This window comes from Microvirga sp. VF16 (genome assembly GCF_016864375.1).
Taxonomy (GTDB): Bacteria; Pseudomonadota; Alphaproteobacteria; order Rhizobiales; family Beijerinckiaceae; genus Microvirga.
This window is the reverse complement of the sequence record NZ_CP069356.1, coordinates 873,022-893,721: the sequence shown is the minus strand read 5'-3', so window position 1 is coordinate 893,721 and position 20,700 is coordinate 873,022. Positions and strand designations below refer to the sequence as shown.

The 20,700-nt window shown below is 59.2% G+C and carries 23 protein-coding genes and 2 pseudogenes; 13 read left to right on the top strand and 12 right to left on the bottom strand.

Going from position 1 to position 20,700, the window contains the following annotated elements; all coding sequences use genetic code 11:
* The first annotated feature begins 54 nt into the window (after nt 1-54).
* From JO965_RS36585 to JO965_RS36575, 3 genes are all read left to right on the top strand, one after another.
* Nucleotides 55-306, top strand: coding sequence for a hypothetical protein (locus JO965_RS36585; protein ID WP_203445731.1), 252 nt, complete (start codon nt 55-57; stop codon nt 304-306).
* A gap of 472 nt (nt 307-778) precedes the next feature.
* The gene (locus JO965_RS36580) at nt 779-1,048 is read left to right on the top strand and encodes a hypothetical protein (RefSeq protein ID WP_203445730.1); all 270 of its coding nucleotides are present in this window, start codon (nt 779-781) and stop codon (nt 1,046-1,048) included.
* A 221-nt stretch (nt 1,049-1,269) separates the two neighbouring features.
* Nucleotides 1,270-1,521: a ParB N-terminal domain-containing protein gene (locus JO965_RS36575; protein WP_203445729.1), complete on the top strand. Its 252-nt coding sequence runs from the start codon at nt 1,270-1,272 to the stop codon at nt 1,519-1,521.
* Between the two features lie 110 nt (nt 1,522-1,631).
* On the opposite strand, the gene JO965_RS36570 is transcribed toward JO965_RS36575, so the two are convergent.
* Nucleotides 1,632-1,802: a hypothetical protein gene (locus tag JO965_RS36570; protein ID WP_203445728.1), complete on the bottom strand. Its 171-nt coding sequence runs from the start codon at nt 1,800-1,802 to the stop codon at nt 1,632-1,634.
* Between the two features lie 351 nt (nt 1,803-2,153).
* Nucleotides 2,154-2,489: a hypothetical protein gene (locus JO965_RS36565; RefSeq protein ID WP_203445727.1), complete on the bottom strand. Its 336-nt coding sequence runs from the start codon at nt 2,487-2,489 to the stop codon at nt 2,154-2,156.
* A gap of 1,493 nt (nt 2,490-3,982) precedes the next feature.
* Between JO965_RS36565 and JO965_RS36560 the strand changes: the two genes are divergently transcribed.
* The 4 genes and pseudogenes from JO965_RS36560 to JO965_RS36550 all read left to right on the top strand — a co-directional run bounded on the left by JO965_RS36560 (nt 3,983) and on the right by JO965_RS36550 (nt 5,212).
* The gene (locus JO965_RS36560) at nt 3,983-4,249 is read left to right on the top strand and encodes a hypothetical protein (RefSeq protein WP_203445726.1); all 267 of its coding nucleotides are present in this window, start codon (nt 3,983-3,985) and stop codon (nt 4,247-4,249) included.
* A pseudogene (locus tag JO965_RS49765) lies at nt 4,249-4,410 on the top strand (hypothetical protein); the annotation flags it as partial. The gene JO965_RS36560 and the pseudogene JO965_RS49765, both read left to right, overlap by 1 nt.
* A 186-nt stretch (nt 4,411-4,596) precedes the next feature.
* Entirely contained in the window at nt 4,597-4,818 is a 222-nt protein-coding gene (locus JO965_RS36555) for a hypothetical protein (RefSeq protein ID WP_246777110.1), read from the top strand.
* A 220-nt stretch (nt 4,819-5,038) separates the two neighbouring features.
* A complete protein-coding gene (locus JO965_RS36550; RefSeq protein WP_203445725.1) occupies nt 5,039-5,212 on the top strand; it encodes a hypothetical protein in 174 nt (57 codons plus the stop codon).
* A 657-nt stretch (nt 5,213-5,869) separates the two neighbouring features.
* On the opposite strand, the gene JO965_RS36545 is transcribed toward JO965_RS36550, so the two are convergent.
* A complete protein-coding gene (locus JO965_RS36545; RefSeq protein WP_203445724.1) occupies nt 5,870-6,142 on the bottom strand; it encodes an SWIB/MDM2 domain-containing protein in 273 nt (90 codons plus the stop codon).
* A 145-nt stretch (nt 6,143-6,287) separates the two neighbouring features.
* Entirely contained in the window at nt 6,288-6,557 is a 270-nt protein-coding gene (locus JO965_RS36540; protein ID WP_203445723.1) for a hypothetical protein, read from the bottom strand.
* A gap of 954 nt (nt 6,558-7,511) precedes the next feature.
* On the opposite strand from JO965_RS36540, the gene JO965_RS36535 reads away from it, so the two are divergent.
* From JO965_RS36535 to JO965_RS36520, 4 genes are all read left to right on the top strand, one after another.
* Entirely contained in the window at nt 7,512-7,844 is a 333-nt protein-coding gene (locus JO965_RS36535; protein ID WP_203445722.1) for a hypothetical protein, read from the top strand.
* Between the two features lie 1,165 nt (nt 7,845-9,009).
* Nucleotides 9,010-9,699 (top strand): hypothetical protein, encoded by a 690-nt coding sequence (locus JO965_RS36530; protein ID WP_203445721.1) that lies wholly within the window; start codon nt 9,010-9,012, stop codon nt 9,697-9,699.
* A 65-nt stretch (nt 9,700-9,764) separates the two neighbouring features.
* Complete coding sequence (locus JO965_RS36525; protein WP_246777109.1) at nt 9,765-9,971, top strand: WGR domain-containing protein; 207 nt, start codon at nt 9,765-9,767, stop codon at nt 9,969-9,971.
* Nucleotides 9,972-10,758: 787 nt separating this feature from the next.
* On the top strand, nt 10,759-11,304 hold the full coding sequence (locus tag JO965_RS36520; protein ID WP_203445720.1) for a CarD family transcriptional regulator: 546 nt from the start codon (nt 10,759-10,761) through the stop codon (nt 11,302-11,304).
* Between the two features lie 135 nt (nt 11,305-11,439).
* Here the strand turns inward: JO965_RS36520 and JO965_RS36515 are convergent, their stop codons facing one another.
* The 3 genes from JO965_RS36515 to JO965_RS36505 form a co-directional block, all read right to left on the bottom strand.
* Complete coding sequence (locus JO965_RS36515; protein WP_203445719.1) at nt 11,440-11,718, bottom strand: hypothetical protein; 279 nt, start codon at nt 11,716-11,718, stop codon at nt 11,440-11,442.
* A gap of 68 nt (nt 11,719-11,786) precedes the next feature.
* On the bottom strand, nt 11,787-12,278 hold the full coding sequence (locus JO965_RS36510) for a cytochrome c (protein WP_203445718.1): 492 nt from the start codon (nt 12,276-12,278) through the stop codon (nt 11,787-11,789).
* Between the two features lie 127 nt (nt 12,279-12,405).
* Nucleotides 12,406-12,846, bottom strand: coding sequence for a hypothetical protein (locus JO965_RS36505; RefSeq protein WP_203445717.1), 441 nt, complete (start codon nt 12,844-12,846; stop codon nt 12,406-12,408).
* 691 nt (nt 12,847-13,537) lie between these two features.
* On the opposite strand from JO965_RS36505, the gene folE reads away from it, so the two are divergent.
* Both folE and JO965_RS36495 read left to right on the top strand, forming a co-directional pair.
* Entirely contained in the window at nt 13,538-14,203 is a 666-nt protein-coding gene (gene folE / locus JO965_RS36500; RefSeq protein ID WP_203445716.1) for a GTP cyclohydrolase I, read from the top strand.
* A gap of 62 nt (nt 14,204-14,265) precedes the next feature.
* Nucleotides 14,266-14,763 (top strand): annotated as a pseudogene (locus tag JO965_RS36495) (PACE efflux transporter).
* A gap of 46 nt (nt 14,764-14,809) precedes the next feature.
* Here the strand turns inward: JO965_RS36495 and JO965_RS36490 are convergent.
* The 5 genes from JO965_RS36490 to JO965_RS36470 all read right to left on the bottom strand — a co-directional run bounded on the left by JO965_RS36490 (nt 14,810) and on the right by JO965_RS36470 (nt 19,986).
* Nucleotides 14,810-15,193 carry a 6-carboxytetrahydropterin synthase gene (locus JO965_RS36490; RefSeq protein ID WP_203445715.1) on the bottom strand — a complete coding sequence of 128 codons (384 nt, stop codon included), beginning with the start codon at nt 15,191-15,193 and terminating at the stop codon, nt 14,810-14,812.
* Nucleotides 15,194-15,396: 203 nt separating this feature from the next.
* Nucleotides 15,397-17,334 carry a bifunctional diguanylate cyclase/phosphodiesterase gene (locus JO965_RS36485; RefSeq protein ID WP_203445714.1) on the bottom strand — a complete coding sequence of 646 codons (1,938 nt, stop codon included), beginning with the start codon at nt 17,332-17,334 and terminating at the stop codon, nt 15,397-15,399.
* 118 nt (nt 17,335-17,452) lie between these two features.
* A complete protein-coding gene (locus JO965_RS36480; protein WP_203445713.1) occupies nt 17,453-18,220 on the bottom strand; it encodes an ABC transporter ATP-binding protein in 768 nt (255 codons plus the stop codon).
* Entirely contained in the window at nt 18,208-18,951 is a 744-nt protein-coding gene (locus JO965_RS36475) for an ABC transporter permease (RefSeq protein WP_203446712.1), read from the bottom strand. The genes JO965_RS36480 and JO965_RS36475 overlap by 13 nt, the downstream gene beginning before the upstream one ends.
* Nucleotides 18,952-18,957: 6 nt before the next feature.
* The gene (locus JO965_RS36470; RefSeq protein WP_203446711.1) at nt 18,958-19,986 is read right to left on the bottom strand and encodes an ABC transporter substrate-binding protein; all 1,029 of its coding nucleotides are present in this window, start codon (nt 19,984-19,986) and stop codon (nt 18,958-18,960) included.
* Nucleotides 19,987-20,700: the final 714 nt, after the last annotated feature.

Sequence of the window (20,700 nt, the reverse complement as noted above, 5' to 3'; positions counted from 1 at the left end):
TTTCAGTAGAAGAGATGCTGTGGTCACCGATTGACTTTAACAGGAGTGAAGAACATGACGATCTCTGAAAAGCCGCAACTGAAGAGCCGCTTCGAAGACGCTGCTAGCTCGATGTCTCCTGATCAAGAGGGCGCCATCCGGATCCTGGCCAATGAGCTCCATCGCGTGAACGAGGCGGTGATGAACTGCGTCAACCATGGCCTATCCATCGAGTTGCAGAGGGTGAAACGCTGCCATTCTGAGACAGGATATTGGGGCGATATGATCGTGCCGGTCATCGTCAAGCAAAGTGACAAACAGAGTTAGGCGGATTGAAGAGCGGGTCGTGTCAGCCGACGGTCCAGCCGCATCGTCGAAGCGTCGGGTAGGGCCGTCGAGTAGTGTTGTGGGGCTGAAGAGTTCATCTTGCAGACGCCGCTTGACGGCACACCCGGGCCTAATGATGGCTCTTGACCACGTGGCTGCTATTGCCGGTGTCTTTGTGGATCGAGGTGCCGTTTGCGTTTGGAATGTACCAGCACCAGTTCTAGCCAGATCCAATTCGCCCCTGCAACTTACGAGTTCCTCCCGAACAGGACCGTGGGGCGACGTGGATAGGCCTGGCGATCCAGGCACCAACACAACTTGGAGGACAGAGCTGCTCAAGGATCGCCTGCAGAGCAAGGGACGCGCTCCCTTCAAGAGAGCCAATTTGACTTTCTGACCCTGGAAGGGCTCTGCACCTGGTTTGTCGCCTTTAGGTGAAATGCAAGGTGCAGCAGACCTGGAGGAGAGTGCCGTGGCCCACTGTTATTTCGACGTCCTGAACGGGAAGCAGGTCATGCGTGATGACGAGGGCTCCGAGTTTGACAGTCTCGACACCGCGGTACAGGGAGTGGCACGCTCGGCGGCTGAGATTGGAACAGACCGGCTGGCAAAGAGCGATACTAGCCATGTTGTCATAGTGGTGAGAGACGAGCAGGATCAGCGGGCCTGCACCGTAACCGCGTCGATGAAGATCGACTGGCATGACCAATCGCCTCAGACCTATCATCTTTGGAGTGCGTAATCCGCAGACGTCCGCACCTATCAAAACGAGCCCGGGGACGATTGGCCCGGCTTTCTCGAAGACCATCAGGAGCATCAACACGTCTGACGGTCAACACCTGATGTCATCTTCCCGCTCCTCTGGGACTGGCACGAGCCCATGCTGGCAAAGCCTACTCCTAGGCAAACCAACCTGCCGGACATAAACTTCCGTGGGTATGACACGACGCAGGAGCAGTCGGGATGGCATTGAAGAAGCAAACCCTTACGATCCACGATGTCTACGTGCCTGTGAAGCGGCGCCAAACTCTGGACCTGCAGAAGGTTGATGCTTTGGCCGAGAGCATGATGGAAAAGGGGCATGAAGCCCCCATTCTCGTGCGCCCTGACGGGCAGCGGTTTGTCTTGGTCGAGGGGTTGCATCGGCTGGAGGCGTGCAAAGCTCTCGGTGAGACAACCGTTCCGGCCTACTTTGTGCAGGCTCGTCAGCACTGAGCTGCGACGACGACAGGGTTGATCCCTTCCGAGCGTCGGGCGTGGAGGGCAGTATCATGCCGTTGCAGCGTGCCGTTTCCTGACGGGGCAGAAGAGAGAAAGGCCGTCACTCAATGATGAACAATCCGCGCAAACAGGCTCGTTTGGCCAAGCGCAGGCGAGAAGACTGGGATGAGGCCGGCGAGGCCTACCTGCTCGAACATGCCCCCGGCTTGAAAGACCACTATGCCGCGCAGGACAAGGCCTTCATCCAGATTGAGGAGGATGCGCTGGTCCGCCATTCAGATCCGACACCGGACGACATCGCCGCGGCGCAAGCTGCGGAGGCCGCCCTCCCGTCCAGGAAGAGGACGGAGCTTCAACTGCGTCGCAGCTTCGTGCCTCTGGCGGCTCACCTTCCAAGCGAGATTAGACGCAGCAGGAAGCGCTTCATTCAGCGACATCAGCGCGCCTGGAACCGAGCCAACCCGATCTCTCTGACACGGGAGCTCGAGCGAATTCTCACGGCAAAGTTCAGAAGGACTTATGGGCAGCGACAGCCCATAGGGCAGGGAACGTGGACGGCAACGTACAGGGGCTCGTTGCTGTTACATAGCAGGTGCAGCCACTATGGCAGTTCGTCCCAGATTTGATCAATGAGCCGAGAGAGCGTCCAATGGGATCACCTGAACGGCTCGGCCGGAGCCATCAACAATCTCCAGGCGCCATCCCCGCCACTCGTCTGAACTTGTGGGCGCCTGTGCACGCAGCTCCTCGACGGCCTCTAGGGCGGAAATCACCGCCGCCTGGAGACTGGACACCTCAATGCCCTCTTCATCACGGATCATGTTAGCGCCGTCCGTGAGGTTGAAGTAATAGCGTGCTGGAGCCGCAAGAGCCCGTGCGCCCCCTGTCCAGGAGCCAGGCGATGGTATGCCGGTGTTAAGACCGTCGGTTGACACAGGCTTGCCTTTGATAACAGTTGTCACGGATCTTGTCGCCTTACTGAACTGCCGAATGGGAGATGTCATCGAGCTCCACCCAGCCGGTACAGGTCGGGAGTTCGGGAATGAGGTAGGCGCGGCTTCCTTCAACGCTCGCAACCCGGCACGCGTATGTTCGCTGATCTCCAGGGGGACGGTACAGGACAAGACTTCCAGCCGCGACACGTTCTGACAAGACATCCTCTGAGCTGGCTGTCGCGCCTGCTTGGCACGGCTTATCGGCATCCGGCGCGGAAGCGATGTTTTGCCTACCGGCCTGAACACGTTCGAGGGCGGCAATGGCCAGACGGGCTCGATCCCGATAGCGATCCATGACGAGTTTGACAGGGCCGTGCTCTATCCTCGAATGCCAGGAGAGACCACCCGCTTTTGCAAGCTCGGCCGCAACAGCCTCAACTTCATCCTCGGTCATGCGCCCCCCGGCTGTACTTGGCCACTACCGTTAAGTCCTAGGGGTCCTTTCCTGTTCCGCCCAACGATGGTGACATTCTGCGGCGAAAAGTCTCTATCCCAGGATTATTAGCACCGAACCCGTGATAGAATTGGTTGAGGTGGCTTGTCCCGAGAAGTAGTCGGGACGGCACGGCGACGTTGGGCGGCCCGACGAGACCATCCTGACGCGGGAGGGGTGCTATCCCGGCAGGAAAGTGCCGAGGCCCTCCGTCGCCAGGACCTGGATGGGGCACATGGAATGCGTACGGATGGCCCAGGTGCTCCGAGAGGATGGCCAGCCTGATATCGCGCTACTCGCGACGGGCTGCATCACAACCACGACGCTAAGGGCGGGCGCTATCTGTGCTCCAGCGACGGCAACAACGCGGAGTGAGGGACGGACATGGATGGTCTCTCTGCGGGAGCCTGATCAGGGAGTCGAGAGATAGAGGAGGGCGGTCCCGGCTGATGTGGACGGTCTGCAGGGTCGGTGCCATTAGGGATCTCCACTGGCCTGGACGGCCGAACTGCTCGAGGATTTGCCCTGGACCAAGAGACCGGCTCCCTTCAGAGGGATCGAGCACGACTTTGCAACCCTGGAGGAGGTGTGCGCCTGGCTCGGCAATCCGCCCGTGCAGAGCAACTTCGGGCGCAGTTCGACAGCTCGCTGACCTCGGACAAAATCCTACAGGGCGGGCTCACAATTCGCAACGAGAATGCATGGGACTCAAACTGTGTGGTTCAGATTGGATGGATATCCGACGGGTGCTGCCAGACGGTCATGACCAGCAGTGCACCTTTGCAAGCTGTTGGAGTGAGAGCGCTCCAATTGCAGTTCTTTGATCAGTTGCTGCCGCGCACCTACGCGATAGCCTGACCTGCAAATTGCTACTTCTCGCGACCGTCCTTGATTTTTGCCGCACTGTTTTGAGGAATTATTGACCAAACACCAGCGGGGCACTGTGATTTGTCGTGTTCCCGACAGACGCCATACATATTTTCCCAGATGATGGAGCGAGGGATGTAGTGTTCCATAGGGGTGGAGAGTGACCGATCAGAAGACCTGTCGCACGACGACCAATGGGAATGGCGTTGGGCTCGATGCTGCTTTAGAGGATCATCCTCTGATAAGGTCTCTTTGCTTCCTATTGAAAGAGCTCGATGAGCAGCATGAGCGGGAGCGGCAGAACCTCAACATCACGTTGCCGGATACGAGCGTGAAGGATCGCGCTTTGGCGATGCTCGAGTCCCAGTATTTCCATCGGCGGGAAACCTATCTCCGAGAATTGACCGCTCTGCGTGAGCGCTCTTGATGACAGCAACCCTCATCAGGATGCAAGTTCCCGAACCGTGCAGGTTTTCCACGGATGAGAGCGCCGTGTTGCGGCGGTTCCAAGACGGGATGCCAACAGACACGATTGCATCGGAGCTCGGCTTAGCGGAGCCGATCGTGAAGGAATACATCAAGGCGATCTTGAGGAAAGTCCGTCCGGACGGGACAAATCTGAGCGCCACTGGTGGAACAGATGAACAGTCGCAATCGACCCTTTGCCACGATGGTGATCGATCTATCGGTTCCGATCCCACCGTTAACTGGCCTGTCCAAGCTGACCGGCGGGCCAACCACTCTGTGCATCCCTCTCTACAGGACCGATCTGCTATGGCGACCATGACTGATCCTCATCACCTTCCGAAGACCAATCTCGCGGAGCACCGCGGGTATCAGATCCGCCTCAGCCAGAGCAGCTTGGAATGGATCGCCTTCGTCGCACGGCCCAAGCAGCGCCCAACCGTGATCATGGCTCCGGAGCGGCAGGCTGTCCTTGCCAAGGCTTATGAGTGGGTCGACCTGCAGCTTGCCTCTGGTCAGACCCCAGAATGACCTGGCGCCTAGTGCCTATGACCTCTTCTTGGATGACAATACATTGCCAGCGCGGTGAGGAACGGCTCACGACAGCCCTACACCTGGATCGCCGAGTTGCTGGAGGATTTGCCGCGCAGCAAACGACCCTGGCCACTCCGAGAGGTTGAGCACGACTTCCCTTCCTTGGAGGAATTGTGTGTTTGGCTCGGTCATCCAACGGTGACGACCAACAACCAGCATGGCATATCTCAGTGTGTGTGAGATGGCGAAGCCGGATGAGGACGACCTGTTGCAGGTGGACCAGCAGCCGTGGGTGCGGCGCGAGCCGTCCATGAGCATCCGCCTTATCGGTCTGGCGACAGCACTGGCCGGCATTGCGGTCACAATCTATCTGGCACTGCACTGGCTTTAGGGAGCCACGCCAGGGCTCGCGCATTCAGGCGGAATGGCAGATACGCCCTGAGTTTCCAAGGGAGCCGGTGGAGGGTAAAGGCTCCGCATCGTCTCGGGCTGATACGCAACATGCCCGGTGACGCCATCGTGACTTGAGCGCGTAAACATCCGGTTCACGCGTTGAGGAACTCAGAACCGAAAGCCAGCGCCCGCACCGCGTCCTGTTAGAAGCGGCCGAGCCAGAGGATCCGAGGCAGGGTGTTCCTCCAGATCGGGAGCCGCGGGCGCCTGAGCGCTCGATGATACGGGCCGAGCCGCCACCGACTGGGATGTATCTTGCGAGGTGCCAGCCATCGATGGTGGTGGCGGGACGGCCGTGCGGGGAAGAACGTCCGGGCTCCCGATCTGGAGGAACACCCCGTGAGAGTGGCGCACACCATCAGAAGCACGCATGATGTGGCAAAGGCTCGCATGCATAATCTCCAGCTGTAGCATCGGCCATGAAAAGCGCCCCGGCTGAGACGCTGTCTGAGGCCTCAATCGGAGCGCCGGTGTGCCAAGGGAATGACACACCTTGGAAGGAGGCTGCTCAGACCGATTGACAATGGTAGCACTGGCAGCGGACTTTCCGCGTCCGGTCCGGATAGCAGCAGAACCGGAGGTCCGCTACTTAGGTTCAGGAGAGATGCTGAGCAAAATGCTTGTTCATCTCGAACATGCTTACTTTGCTCTTGCCGCCAAATACGGCTTGGAGCTTTGCGTCGGCCAGGATCTCACGCTTGTTCGCCGGGTTCTGCAGATTGTTGGACTTGATGTAGTCCCACACCTTGCTCACCACTTCAGTGCGGGGCAGCGGAGCCGAGCCAACCACAGCCGCCAGTTCAGTCGAAGGCTGCAGTGGCTTCATCAGGGCCGGGTTCGGCTTCTTGGCTGCTCTGGCTTGTGACATTGTGAAACTCCTCGAGTACGCCTCACTGCCAGCTGCAGGGGCAAGAGGGGCGGGACCATGGCCAGCAAGAACTGAACAGTTCCTTAACCCCGCCATGGACGCGACGATGTCTGGAGAGTGGTTTCAGATGAAAAGCTCCAGATCGTCACCATCCGCGCCTTTTGCCTTGGGACTTTGCCATCATTTGCCGCATCGCTTCTTCAGCCTGTGCCCTTGCCTCTGCGTTATGAGAGAGGTTGCGCACCTCTGACTGTTCGTCTTGCTGATGCATACCATTCTTGCGCGCCCGCCACTGCTTTGCCTGCGCGGCAGTGGCAGCTGCGTTAGCCAGCTTCTCAAGCCTATCGAGATGCGGCGTACTAGCCGCCCCCTTGGTGTCAGGTTGTCCGTCCTCTTGCTCCAGGTGTTTAGCCATATGTTCGTTTCCTCACGATGAAAGTCGTCAACTGCGCCAGAATGTTACATGCTTCCATTTCAGGGTGCATCGGTTAACTTCGCCTTAACCATAAAGGTCCGAGGTATGACGATGCGAAAGATCCAACATAGCTTGATAGCTATCGCTATCCTCGGAGGGCCATCCACTATCATCCTCGCGCACCAGAAGCTCACGGAGACATTGCCGCAGGAGGCGTCCGGACCAGTTGATGTCACTGCGGTCGTGCAGCGAGCTATCCGAGAGCGCGGAAGCCCCGTGGCCTGTCAGATCCTCACAATGCGATGACTACATCCGGTCATTCGACGAATGCGCAGCCCGCAAGAACGAGTGCGACCCGCATTCTGTTTACGAGGTCTTGCTCAAGTTGAGTTTCACACCTTCAGATCGCGGCCACGAAACTTCGCCGAAGCCACTCTGAGGACCAATCGGCGCTGCGACCTGGCGCATGCTCGGGCGCTCTTATCGCATGTTCCGACTGGAGCGCATTAACCAGACGTTCACCACGTCCTCCCAATCAGTCCCTCGGTCTGACGAAGCCGCGATGAGCGCGGAACCATGCTTCCTCCAGACCATTGATGTCTGCCGGTTGAACGGACCCTCATCACCGGATGCTCGCGCATCTGTGTCATGCTTCGGGTCGCAACTGAGCGGTCCATTTCATGATGCTGTCATCACTTTCTGGGAGGGCCAGGAGGCTAACCCAGATTGTCTGAGCAAACGTCAGGCACTCGCGCCCGATGCCTGCTTTTGTTCAGCCACTGCCGGGCCACATTACCCGGTTCAAGTCAGACAAAGCACAACGTTGGGAGGCTCAGATTCGCTATGCTTGCACGTCAATCTGACGTCACCGTCCTGGCTCGTCACGAGCCTTCACCGATCCCTGTTTCTACGAGGAACCGTGCTGCAAATCCCCCAGATGACCGTTGGCGAGACATGTTCACGATCAACGACGCCACGACCGCAGCGATCAACATCCTTGGGGCAATCGATGCGCTTGAGTCTGCCTTGGATTGCCGGCGCCTCGATGCCAATGTTGTCATGACGACAGACCAGGAGCGGGAACTGCTGACTCTTGGGATCAGAGATTCGCTGTTCATTCTCGGGATGCACCGCAAGCCCCTGCCGAAAGTGCTGTCCTTGCTCTCGCTCCGAATGGCAACCTCCCTCAGGATCCCTCGCACGAAGGCGAGCGCGGCCTTGCATGAATTCCGCCTGGTGGAGGAACTGGCCGAAGGATTGTCTGCACCGGCGGCGTGCGCCGCCTAACAAACTCATCACAGGATTGGTCCGGCGCAAGCACATGCCGGGCTGCCGCTAGGACCGTCTCTCATGAAGGTGCCTCGCGCGTACTGTTCCTCCCGACCAAACACTCGTTCAGAAGTAATCAAGACGGCCAGGGGCAATAAATGACCTGATGGGGCTAGTCTCGGCAGCAGAATTCTGATATTGAAGCTGCCCTGCGGATCTTCCGCCCGTTTCACAGCCACAGCCAGAGGAGGCGTTACATGTCCATGCGACTTTGCACGTACGAACGCGCCGCTCTCCTCGTCACAACTTTAGCTGCTGTTGGCTCCGATGAATCCGACCGTCTTCCCTCTGCCCTTTGTAGGGTTCGCCTTCCGCTTTGAACTTGTTCGCGTTCCGCGCAGGCCTGCGAACGATCGCAGGCGGCTTGTGGTAACAAGCGAACTCGAGCAAACACTGCGTCACGAACTCAGCCCGCATATGCTTCGTGATGTTGGCGTCGACCGCAGCCGAGCTGACTGATGTTTCGGCTGCAGTGCTGTCCAATGATCTCGTTCGGAACTGACAGTGTGCGTCACCACACATCGGTTTGTCATGGGCGAATCTACATGGATCGTGCGATGCCGGAACACATCGCACGCGCCCGGGCGGGAGGTCTGGTGCTCAGCCTCCCGCCGGGGCATTTCGTACTTGTGCACAGCGTCCGGTTGAAGGTCCGGCATTCCTGGGGCATTATGGCAGCCGTGGTGTTGCAACCGGCATCACAAAAGCGCCCTGACAGTGAGCTCCGCACGGCTAACTCTGTCAGGGCGTTGTCATGTGTGAGAGCCTTGCTGCCAATGTCGGGAAGCCTATCCTCGAAGTGTGGATTCTTTCCCTTGGACCACCAACGCCTTGGCCGAGGTTTCAAGACAGCATCTCTGCCAAGGCGTCTTTGCAGCGTCTGCTCAGGCTAGTGCGGGTCGAGCACATCTCACTCCATAGTCAGGACTTGAATGGCGAACTCGGCAAGGGTGCGCTAATCGACTGTTTCCCTGAAACTGGGATTACCTGACCCCAGCAGAAAATCCGCGAGAAAAGGCCGACGGCTGAACGGAAACCATAGTGCGGGGTTCAGGGTTGCCTCCCTCTTTCTCTGCCATGTACGAATAAAAGGCTTCTCGATCCCTTATAGGCCCTGGGTTTCATGACCGTTCGCCGCCGCTTCCTCCTCACCCCATCCTTCGCCCGCTTGATCCGGCGTGAGAGGGGTGGGCTGCGCCACATCGAAGGCTTCTTCCCCGAGCAGCGGGATCGCTCCTCCTGGGTTCGCCTCGAAGAGGACAGGGGCTGGCTGGCCCTCAAGACGGTTGGCCAAGGCGGCGAGGCCGAGGACCAGACCGACATCCCGATTGCCCATGCCCATGCGCTGCTCGATGTCTGCGCCGGCGAGGTCGACTACACCCGGACAGCCCTGCCGATCGGTGAGGGGCATGCCCTGATCGACGAGATCCTCCGGCCCCGTGTCCTGCATCTCGTCACCGTGGAATTCGCTTCTGAAGCGGAGGCGAGGGGGTTCTGTCCATTAGAGTGGTTTGGGCCTGAAGTGACAGCGGATCCTCGCTATACCAATCAGGCCATCGCCCTGAGAGGTCTCGATAAGGCGCCAGAAATCCCGCTGTCCGATGCGGCGCTCAACAGCCTGATCGATACGCTGGAAGGCCACCTCCCGACCCAGGCGCGGCTGGCCGTCAATCGGCCCAAGGCCAAGCAGGTGCCGGTGACCAGGGCCAAGGCGCAGATCAGCGGTGAAGCCGTCAAGGTCAACCTCGACGAGATCGAGAAGGCGATGAGGCGCGAGATGGAGAAGACGCTCCAGAAGGGCAAACCCGAGTAAGGGACCGGCTGGGCCGATGCCTGACGCCCGCTCGCCCATCCGGCACCACCTGGTGCTCTATCGGCGTGATCCGGAGCCGGGGCCGGGCGCAGTTCTTCAGCCGGGTGATCGAACGCGACCTGTTCGGCACGATCCGGCTGGTGCGGAACTGGGGCTTCATTGGCGCCAAGGGTCAGGAGAAGGTCGAGATCTTCCCCGATGAGACGAAAGCCGCGCAGGCGCTGGAAGGCTGGGCAGAAACCCAGCGACGGAAGGGCTATACAGACCTCTGACTAACCGGGAGAGGGGCCGCTGCGCTTCTCGAGGCAACGTGTCAGCTCCTGTCAACATGTTCCTCCTGAGAAGAGGGCCAAGCGGAACGGCAACCGAGAATGCGATCTCAACAAGGGGCGCTCGAATCTTGAATCTGTGAGCACTGCCCTTGGATCGTCAGCACTCCTCCGGCCACAAAGTCCAGCCTGACGCGTTCCGCACGCTCAAGCGCGACCGACAGTATCCCGGATTGGAAGCTTGGCTGCTTCCAGGCCATGAGACGCTCTACCGACTTTGGATTGTTGTCGTTCGATGGTTTCGGTGCGATTGGCCGCTTGTCGATTTGTCGCTTGCACATGGGAGCCCCCTTTCCCTCTCATCCACTTAGCGCACCAACATTGTGCGAAGGTCGCTTCGCGAATGGGAATGATGACAGGCTGTGAGGAACTCCGCCGCTGAGTTCGGCAAACGGCTGGTCTCGAACCACCTTGTTCTGGGCTAAGGCCCGTGCCGCTTGCGTAAAGACAACATTAACCAGAGCATACTATCATCTTATGGTTGCGTTTAGGCGTCGGCATCGAGCAGCCGGCGATGAGACTACGCCACAGTGAATCCAGCGTAGCGAGCGTTAAGCATCGTTGAATGAGCCCTCTTGCACCGCGAGGGTGGACATCCGATATGCGGGAACCGCAAAGAAATCGAGTTCTGACAACCTACGCTCCACAAGCGAGCGTCGTGAATTCGACGTCTGCGACACAGATCGTCTCAGATGAAGCCTAGTCTGTGTCTCATGGAGATCTTTTCTGAATGAACACGAAGAACACTGCGCTGAGCTTCCAGGCTGGTGAAACGGTCGTGTATCCCGGCCATGGCCTCGGGGTGATCACGGGAATCGAGGGGCAAGAAGTTGCCGGGTTCAAACTTGAGCTCCTCGTGCTTTCACTCGACGCGGGAAAAGTCACAGTTCGCATTCCCTTGGCAAAAGCGAAAAGCAGTGGCTTGAGGAAGCTGTCCGAGCCGGCCATCGTCAACCAGGCACTCGCGATCCTGAGCGGAAAGGCTCGCGCCAAGCGTGGCATGTGGAACCGGCGTGCGGCGGACTACCAGGAGCGCATCAGCACTGGGCAGTTGACTGCCGTCGCGGAGGTCCTGCGGGATCTGAACCGCGGGCCGCAGCAGGAAGAGGCGTCCTACAGCGAACGACAGATTTTCGAGGGTGCCCTGGATTTCACGGTGAAAGAGATCGCAGCGGTGAGGCAGATAACGGAGACCGAAGCCCGCAAGCTCATTGAGCAGGGCTTGGCCGACGCTCCCCGTTCCAGCAAACTGGCTGGGAGCGAAGCGGCGGCATAACCGCAATACACACAGTTTCTATATCGGGTTCGCAGAGGAGAATAGGCTATCAGGCCCAGAGCGAGGCAGCGGGTGAGAAGTATCAGGAGCGTAGCGCGCGCATCCATGCGGACTATTCGGGCCGCGCCACGAAGCTCACACCTCCAGCCTGATTTTTGCTGATACGTCCTCGCCTCGCGGCGAAAAGTCAGCTGCGAGCGCCTGCTGGAGAATCCTGTCGCGGATCATCCGCTTCATGCTCCCGACCCTGCGGGCCATGGCATAGACCCGGTTCTGCAGGGCCGTCACATCCGCCATGACCTGGAACGGCGGTTCGGGCGAGAGCGGCAGTGCGAGGCTGTTCTCCAGTTCTTGCAGCAGTTCTGCAATCGCCGTGTTGTCATCGCGCAGCTGCTGCAACTCTGCCTCGAGCATGTCTGATGTCTCCTAAGCCTTTCCGGGAACCGCTGACTTCTGAATTCTGCGTGCTCTGCTCCAAGCGGCTACTGGGGCATGACAACGGTCAGGAAGGGGGCTGAGGGCTTCTCGCTTGTCCCGACCGGACCGGGCACTTGGTTCCTGACCGGCCTCAGGCTCTTGAGGTAGCTGACAAGGGCCCAGGCATCCTCATCCGTGAGCTTGCCGTAGGAATGATACGGCATGATCGGCACAAGCTGCCGCCCGTCCGGCCTGACGCCGGTCCGCACCGCCTTGATGATGTCGGCCTCACTCCACCGCCCCAGACCTGTCTCGGGATCAGGGGTCAGGTTGGGCGGATAGAAGATGCCGACGCCCGGGATCTGGAAGCCGACCTCCGATCCGGCCAGAGGCCGCTGCAGGTCGGGCTTGCCGAGAAAGGTGCCGGGGGTATGGCAGCCGGTGCAGTCCATGATGGTCACCAGGTACTCGCCGCGCTGCGTTTGCGTCTGCGCGAAAGCCGACGGGACTGAGAGGAGGCTGAAGGCGACCAAAGCGGCCCGGATAATTGATTTCATGGAGCTTCTCTGACTGAGGTTGAACCCCGCCAAAGTGCCAGATGCCACATGGGAGTGAAGTGCGCAGAAGGCGTAGACGGAAACGCCTGTGGCTGAAGCTTGCCACGCGCAACCGGCCCCAAAACACTCAGAGTCTGGACTTGGATGGCTCCCTTTCCGTCCGAGAGCCAAAAGAGGATACGCTTGGCTGTGAACCTTCCTCCTGGAGGAAATAGGTGTTGATGAGCGCTGTAACTCTGCGGCCCAGCGCCTGATCCTGTTCGAGGTTGTCCGTGTCGAGGATCTCAAGCCTGAGTTCAAAATCCGGATCGCAAATGAGAAGGGCCGGATCCTGCTCGTTGCCGCCGCTCAGACCGTCCAGAAACCAGCCCTCGTCCGGATCCGGGTCGTCCGGATGGAGACCCGCATTCAGGCTCTCAACGATGAACCGGGCGAGACGATCGTTGATCCGCGTGCCGTCATCTTCGCCAAAGAGGAGCCGGGGCTCGCCTTGCGGATCCCGGACGACGTGCTGCCGATCTCTTCCGGGGCGGGCGATGAACAGAGTCCATTGTGACGACGAGCTCACGGGCTTCTCCTCTCGTCATCGGCCGGCCGGGAGAGGTCCAGGATCGCCTTCCGACCGTCCGTGCTGGGAAAGTGATGGCGCATCACCATGCTCCTACACCTCCGGATCTACTCAGGTTTCGGTTCATCGAGTCAAGAACGAGTTCTGGGCCTTTGCGAGCAACGGCTGGTGACAATTCCCCTGCTTGTCCCCGCTCTCCACGGGATCCACAGGGATTGGCATCTCTGCAAGACCCGGATGACCCGAAAGAGCAGGCGGAAGTATGGGTTGGACGTTGTGGTCCTATCAGAGAAGACCCTACCAAGGATCTCGCCTTTGCCAACTTGGCAGTAGAATCTAGGCAGTCTGATGTTCAGCGTCACGATTCCCGCCGGATACGATAGCTCTCGCAGAGCAAGCTTGCCATGACTTTATCCAGTCCTTCTCTAGGACAATTTACCCTAAGGGATAATCTTCTCAGGTCTCAGCATCGCTGATATGGTTTTGGGCGGGGGCACGACAATGAAAACCTACGAGCTTGAGAGGCAGCGAAAGCTGGATGGCCTTCAGGCCCAGCGGGCGCGTCATGAAAAGGCAATCTGTATCACCCTTATGATCGTTATGATCTTAGCTGGACTGGCAATTGCGTGGTTCATGAGTCATCTCTTTAGTCAGTCGATATAAGCAACCAAAAACTCTGCAGGGGCTCATCATGAACTTCCATGCTCACCAGCTTAACCTCGCGCGCCTGTGTAACGAGTCGCTCGACCAGCCTCTGAGCGAGGCTGAGCGCGAAGGCATGATCGCCGCCGCCGCCCGGAAAGTGGAGGAGTTGTTCGACATCCTGCGCATCGATCATCAGAACGACCACAACACCCGTGAGACGCCGCAACGGGTGGCCAAGATGTACGTCGAGGAACTCTTGGAGGGCCGCTTCACCGCGCCGCCGCGGATCACCGAGTTCGATAACGCCCAGGCCTATGATCAGCTGATCGTCACGGGTCCACTTGAGGTGCGCTCCATGTGTGCACATCACATGATGCCAATCTATGGCGAGGCTTACATCGGCATCCTACCTGCCGCTGACGGCAAGATTATCGGGCTGTCCAAGTACGACCGCATCGTCGCGTACTTTGCCGCGCGGCTGCAGATCCAGGAGGAGCTCGTCAAGCAGATCGGTCAGTACATCATGGATATGACCGTACCCCGCGGGTTGGCGGTGCGCATCAGCGCGGTGCATATGTGCAAGACCCAGCGCGGCGTGCGCGCCAGCCACCGCAGCCGCATGGTCAACACCTACTACTGGGGCGAGATGGCCAACAGTGCTGACCTCAAGCGGGAGTTCCTGCAGGAATGCACCGCCCTCGATCAGACATGATCAGGGTAGGCCTGCCGCACCTACGTGGCCCAGCCCACCCCTTGTCTTGAGGCTTTTCGATCATGCGCTCGCCTTGGGATCGCCTGCGTCACGCCATCAGCTTTGAGCTCGGCGGCCTTGCCCTGATCTCACCGCTCGGCGCGTGGGCGTTCAGCATGCCGGTGGCAGAGATCACCGTAGTCCGGATTGCCTGTGCGAGCATCGCAACCCTGTGGACATACCTCTACAATTTAGCGTTCGATTCCATCCTGCAGCGCCTAACCGGTGGAGGTGACAAAAGCATTCCCGTTCGTGTCCTGCACGCTGTCCTGTTTGAGGCCGGGCTATTGGCCATGCTGACGCCGCTCTTGGCCTAGTACCTCAGCATCAGCTTGGTCCATGCCTTTCTCATGGATGTGGCATTCGCCCTCGTCTTCATCGGCCACGCCTTCGTGTTCACTTGGGTCTATGATTGTGTTTTTCCTGGACCTGCGGCGCAACACTCGGCGAGGCCCCAGCCAAGCTCTTCGGGGAATGCGCCAAGTTGGATCGCAGGACGGATGAAGGGGCGGCTCGCCTGAGAAGGCATGACGGAGGTCACGCCATCGGACAGGCCTGTTAAGGGCACTAGGCGGCGAGACTGCTGCCTGTCGTTTCGCCGCGATAGATGCGGCCTTCCGTCGAGCCGGGCATGCCGCGCTTGAGCTCGACCTCTTCGAGGTTCGGGAAACGCGCCTTCACCAGCCGCCAGATATAGGTGGTGACGTTCTCGAGCGAGGCGATGCCGATCTCGGGATTGAGATCGAGATTGCCGTGATCGAGGCCCGATCCGTACTCGCCCTTGATTTCCTTGATGTAGTTCTCGACGTCATAGAGATTGACCGGCCAGCCATAGATCTCGTCGGCGGCTCCACCGAAGGTGAGTTTAACGATGAAGGTATGTCCATGCAGCCCGGAATAGGGAGCCACCGAGTGCGCGGCTTCGAACGTAAACTCGCAATATGTCTTCATTGATCGTGCCCCTGACCGTTATCTCTTTCGCGTGAACAGAGTTCTGAACGCCATAGGTCCTGAGCTGGACACACCATCTCCAGGACAAGCTATCTTATCGCGTCGCTCGCGCTGCATCCAAGAGCGAGTTGGCGTTTTGGCCCGGCGCAGCGTGCAGTCTCAGAGAAGATGCACGGCTTGCAGCCGACATCGTCATCCTTCGGTTAGCCTGACGGTGCCGATAACGCTGGGTCCAGGGAATAGACCAGTTCATGGGCCGGCCTGGGACGTCCGAAGTAGTAGCCCTGGGCCTCCGTGTAGCCCGCCGTCTGGACCTGGAGGAATTGCTCCTTTGTCTCGATGCCCTCAGCAACAGTGGACATGCCAAGTCCGGCTCCAAGACTTGCGATCGATCGTACGATCGTCATCGCATCACGCCGGGACGAGAGATCCCGCACGAATGACCGATCTATCTTGATCCGGTCGAATGGAAAACTGCGGAGATAGCTGAGGGATGAATAACCTATGCCAAAATCATCAATGGCAATCTGCACTCCCAGCCGGCGCAGCTCATGCAGCGCCGCCATGGTCGCCTCGGTCTCATCGAGCAGCGACGTCTCGGTGAGCTCCAGTTCAAGCCGCCCTGGAGCGAGCCCCGTACTCTGCAGCGCCTTGCGCACGCTTTGCACAAGGCCTCCGCTCCGGAACTGAACCGGAGAGACATTGACGGCGACCTTGATGCACCGTGGCCATTTGACAGCTTCAGCGCAAGCCGTTTGGATGACCCACTCGCCAAGCGGTGAAATCAACCCAATGTCCTCAGCGACCGGAATATACTCTGCCGGCGAGACCTTGCTCCATTTGGGGTGGCGCCAGCGAAGAAGAGCCTCGAAGCCGTTGATCTCATTGAGCTGGATATCAACCTGGGGCTGGAAGAACAGCTCGAACTCGTCGTTTGCCAGAGCCGTGCGCAAGTCGATCTCAAGCGACCGGCGTGCATCCAATTGCGCTTCCATGCTCGGTTCGAACGAGCAAAACAGGCCGCGCCCCTGGGATTTAGCCGCGTAGAGGGCGAGGTCTGCGCGTTTCAGCATCTGGTCGGACGATACAATGTCTGCCTCAACTGCAGCGATGCCGATGCTGGCTCCTATGACGATCTCACGCCCGTCAACAGAGTAGGGCGCGCTCAATTGCCCTACAATGTGTCTCGCAAGGGCCATACACGGTTCAAGCCCGCCCGGAATCTCCTGGAGGATGGCAAACTCGTCGCCACCAAGACGGGCGACGGTGTCGCTATCGCGTAGGCAGTTCCGAAGGCGATCAGCGACGATTTTCAAAAGCGCATCGCCGATCTCGTGACCTAAGGTATCGTTGACGCTCTTGAACCGATCAAGATCCAAGCACAGGACAGCAAATCGAAGGCCCTCTTGCCGCCACCTGCCGAGATGCGTCTCCAGTCTCTCATGAAAAAGCACGCGGTTCGCCAGGCCAGTCAAGGCGTCGTGTCTGGCTGCATGGGCGAGATGACCGGTTACAGCGTGCAGATCACTATGTGCCCGTTCCAGCAATTGATTATGCCTGCTGAAGAGGCCAATCAGGATCAGCCCCAGCAGGATCAGACCAAGAGACAGTCCCGAGAAGATCCAGTATAGGCGATTGAGCTCTTGCTGATCCTGGGCGATCCTCTCCCCTCCACGGATCTGGGCGTAGGATGCGAGTTGCAGCAACTTTGGTTCCAGCGGCTCCAAGAGCTGAAGCGCCTGCTGAACCGAGCCAGGGTGCTCGAGTTCTGCGATGAGAGGCTGCAATATGACCAAGACATCAGCGAGACGGCGGAGCGTGGCCAGCTGATCAGCATCGTCCTGAATGATGCTTTGGAAACGGCCCTCGATGAGGAGCTTTACTCTGCTGAGAAGAATCTCGAAGCGGAGTTCAACTTCGCCCTTGTCGACACCTCGGCCCGGGACATTGAACGCATCCAACCGGCGCTCGAGGCGCATGAACTCTGCAACCGCCTGGCTGGCCTGCCACGCCGGGTTATAGTGTGTAATATCTCCCAGGACCTTCTGACGTTCTGTCACCAGCACCGCAATGTAGGCGCTCGCCAGGAGGAAGCAGACGGTAACGGCACCAAAAATCACTTTGAGCGTGCGCAGTGACACAGACACATCCTTAGGCGATTAGGTGCTGATCCTATCTCACGGATCATGACAGAATCCTGTTAAGTATCTGTGGATGGGGAAAACTCTGATGCTAAGAGCGCACGCCCTGAGCGCAAATTTAGATCATGCCGCCATCGGTGACGATATCGGATGTCAGTCCGGCGCGCAGGGCTTTCGCGGTCTGCGCGAGACCTGCATCTTGACGCTGGCGCGGGTGCGGACTGTCAATGCGATGCTCGGCGACGATCCGTCCAGGGGATCCTGAGAGAACGATGACTCGGTCCGCCAAATAGGTTGCTTCATCGATGTCGTGCGTCACGAACAGGATCGTCTTGCCTGTCTTCTGCCAGATGCGGATGAGTTCGTCCTGGAGGCTCTCGCGGGTAATCGCATCGAGAGCCGAGAAGGGCTCGTCCATGAGCAGAACCTCGGGCTGGACCGCGAGGGCCCGCGCCAGGGAAACACGCTGACGTTGTCCGCCCGACAGTTCGTGCGGCCAGCGCTGCGCCAAATGGCCCAAACCGACGAATTCGAGTGCGTTTTTAGCCTTGGTCCGGCGCTCACGACGGGGCATATGAGGATGCTCCAGGCCGAAGGCGACATTGGCGATCACGCGGCGCCAGGGTAGCAGACGGGAGTCCTGGAACACGAAGGCGACAGGCCGGCGCTGCGGATTCTTCGCGATGACCCGCGCCGTGCCGGCACTGGGACGCGCAAGTCCTGTCAGCACGCGGAGCAGGGTGGACTTACCGACCCCTGAGGGGCCGACGATGGCGAGGAATTCGCCGCGACGCACATCCAATGAAAGACGGTCCAACACGGTGGTCTTCTGGCCGTCTCTCGCGAAGGCGAGCGACAGGTCCCGGATCTCGATCACGCTTTCCATCGTAACAGCCATCCTTGCAGGGCCACGAAAGCCGTGTCGAAGAGCCCATACAGGGCTGCCATGGTCAGCATATAGACGACGACCACATCGGTCGCGAGAAGGCTGGACGCCTGCATCATGCGCTGGCCCAGGCCGCTCACGCCAAAAATCTCGGCGGCTACGACGGCCATCCACGCCTGCCCGAGAGCGGTGCGCAGGCCGACCAGAATGCCGGGAGTGGCAGCGGGAAGCAGGATCTTCTGCAGGCGCCGCAAGCCGGAATGAAACCCGAAAGCCTCCGCCACCTCCACGAGGTCGCGGTCTACCGTGCGCACGGCGCCATGAGCCGCGAAGTAGACGATCCAGAACACGCCGACGGCGATGATGAACACGGCCGCCGGCGTGCTGACGCCGAACCAGATGATGGCGAACGGAACCCAGGCCAGACCCGGAATCGGCCGCAGCACACGCACAATCCAGGCCGTGAAGCCTTCCGCGCTTCGGTACATGCCCGTGACGATGCCAAGGGCAACGCCAAGTCCGGCGCCAACGCTCAGTCCGACGACATAGTGGCTGAGGCTGCTGGTTACGGCTGTCAGCCAGGCACCACTCGTGACTTCCTTCATCAAAGCCGGGGGAATGGCGCTGGGACCAGGCAGCATCGCCGCATTGACGAGGCCCAGACGCGGAATGGCCTCCCACAATCCGAGAAAGATGAGGAGGCCGAGGCACGAAAGCAGGAGAAGGCGCATCAACGATCAGTTGCTCTTGGTGGCGCGCTCATAGAAGCGTGGCTCGAACAGGCCTTCGAACGGCAGCTCCTTGTCGAGAGAGCCCAGCTTGACCTGATAAGCCTGCATGAGGCGCGACGACTCGACGATCGTGCGGGGATCGATCTGGAACTTGGTCGCCGGTGAGGAGAGCGCCTTGCGGATCGTTTCGCTGTCCACGATCCCCTTGCCGAGAGCAGCTTCCAGCGGCGGGACAGCACGATCAGGAGTTTTCGCAAGGAGATCTGCGGCCTTCACAAGCCCGCTCACCAAAGTCTGAACAGCGTCCGGGTTCCTCTCAAGGAGGGCTCCTGACACGGCGACGACCGTTCCGGGCTGGCCGGGGAACATCTCATCGCCCAGGGCCACCAGCTTAATGCCGGGATTGCGTCCCTGCACGATGGTCACGGCCGGCTCGCGGATAGTCGCGCCCTCGACCGCTCCGGCCAGAATGGCCTGCTGCGTCGCGTCAATGCCCATGGGCACGATCTCGACATCGGCCTTATCGGCCTTAGCCTGCTCCCACAGCCAATATTGCAGGGTGGTGTTCGGAACCGAGCCTGCCGGCTGGGTTGCAAGTCGTGCCGGCTTGCCCTCCGCGGTGCGGTAGTTCTTGAACGCCGCAGCATGAGACGTGCCCGAGGTGAAGTATTTGGCAAGCTTTGGCGACGCCACGAACACGTTCTCAGCTGTTGCCGTCGCGGCAACGACGCGCACATCGATGCCCTTCGACCGAGCAACCGCCAGCGGCGCCACACCGGCCACGTAGATGTCGATGGTGCCCGAGGCCAGCGCCTGGATCATATTGGGGCCCGACTCGAACGTGGTGACGGTGAGATCAAGGCCACCCTGCTTCAGCCAGCCTTCGTTCTGCGCCACGAACAAGGGCGCCGTTCCAATGATCGGGATGATGCCGACCCGCGCCGTGACCGATGCCTGCTGCGCGAGGGCTTGCGGACTTATGATCAGGGCAGTCGCCAACATGCCGGCACAGGCGAGGAAAGTGCGACGCTTCATGAGGTTCGCTCCCCCTACGGCACCGCTTGAGCTGACCACGCCATCAGCAAACTCGTTGGCGGTCCCTTGTGCTACGTGGGACATCGTAGGTCTCCTTGATGCATATTTTTGCCCCCGATCCGATTTCTCATCTGCTTCGGCAGCGTTCCAGGTCAGGCGCAGAAGTTGTTCGTTATAAAGAACAAAGTCAAGAGGCTGAGCTCGTTAGCTGGTTTGCCGAGTGACAGCCATGGCGGGATGATTGGTGCATCTCTCGGCACGTGAGAAGAATTTTCCCCTTCAAGCCCCACTTGAAGGCGATTTTTTCTCTTTAGCAATGTCCTTTAGAAAGAACATACTTTTGCGAAAGGTGCCGGTTTATTGAGCACGCTTATGACGAGCTTCGAGCTTAAGCTCGCTGCCCCCTGTATCTTCGTAACCCAGATGACTGACCGAGGCATGACAAGGATCGTACGGAGCCATCTCTCGAAGAGCCCATCGGGCTAGGTTTCACAAAATCTGTTCAGCCCAATTCACCTAGACGGATCGAGTTTGATCCTGCCTCTCATGTCGGGCTTTAGCCAAAATGTTCGTTGCTCAGAACAGGAATTGGAACCTTGTCTGGTCTCAAAAACAGCAGGCATTACAGTCAGATGCGGCTGCAGCAACTGCTAAGGTTCCATTATATTGACAATCTGTTCTTTATAAAGGATAATGCGTTCTGTTTGATGAACT

Coding starts and splice junctions, on each gene's coding strand:
- JO965_RS36540 (WP_203445723.1), bottom strand. CDS start 6,557: ATGGCTAAACACCTGGAGCAAGAGGACGGACAACCTGACACCAAGGGG.
- JO965_RS36570 (WP_203445728.1), bottom strand. CDS start 1,802: ATGGCGGACCAGCGCATCCTCCTCAATCTGGATGAAGGCCTTGTCCTG.
- JO965_RS36550 (WP_203445725.1), top strand. CDS start 5,039: ATGGCATATCTCAGTGTGTGTGAGATGGCGAAGCCGGATGAGGACGAC.
- JO965_RS36515 (WP_203445719.1), bottom strand. CDS start 11,718: ATGCTCGAGGCAGAGTTGCAGCAGCTGCGCGATGACAACACGGCGATT.
- JO965_RS36470 (WP_203446711.1), bottom strand. CDS start 19,986: ATGAAGCGTCGCACTTTCCTCGCCTGTGCCGGCATGTTGGCGACTGCC.
- JO965_RS36520 (WP_203445720.1), top strand. CDS start 10,759: ATGAACACGAAGAACACTGCGCTGAGCTTCCAGGCTGGTGAAACGGTC.
- JO965_RS36545 (WP_203445724.1), bottom strand. CDS start 6,142: ATGTCACAAGCCAGAGCAGCCAAGAAGCCGAACCCGGCCCTGATGAAG.
- JO965_RS36510 (WP_203445718.1), bottom strand. CDS start 12,278: ATGAAATCAATTATCCGGGCCGCTTTGGTCGCCTTCAGCCTCCTCTCA.
- JO965_RS36535 (WP_203445722.1), top strand. CDS start 7,512: ATGTTCACGATCAACGACGCCACGACCGCAGCGATCAACATCCTTGGG.
- JO965_RS36555 (WP_246777110.1), top strand. CDS start 4,597: ATGGCGACCATGACTGATCCTCATCACCTTCCGAAGACCAATCTCGCG.
- JO965_RS36480 (WP_203445713.1), bottom strand. CDS start 18,220: ATGGAAAGCGTGATCGAGATCCGGGACCTGTCGCTCGCCTTCGCGAGA.
- JO965_RS36490 (WP_203445715.1), bottom strand. CDS start 15,193: ATGAAGACATATTGCGAGTTTACGTTCGAAGCCGCGCACTCGGTGGCT.
- JO965_RS36530 (WP_203445721.1), top strand. CDS start 9,010: ATGACCGTTCGCCGCCGCTTCCTCCTCACCCCATCCTTCGCCCGCTTG.
- JO965_RS36585 (WP_203445731.1), top strand. CDS start 55: ATGACGATCTCTGAAAAGCCGCAACTGAAGAGCCGCTTCGAAGACGCT.
- JO965_RS36475 (WP_203446712.1), bottom strand. CDS start 18,951: ATGCGCCTTCTCCTGCTTTCGTGCCTCGGCCTCCTCATCTTTCTCGGA.
- JO965_RS36575 (WP_203445729.1), top strand. CDS start 1,270: ATGGCATTGAAGAAGCAAACCCTTACGATCCACGATGTCTACGTGCCT.
- folE (WP_203445716.1), top strand. CDS start 13,538: ATGAACTTCCATGCTCACCAGCTTAACCTCGCGCGCCTGTGTAACGAG.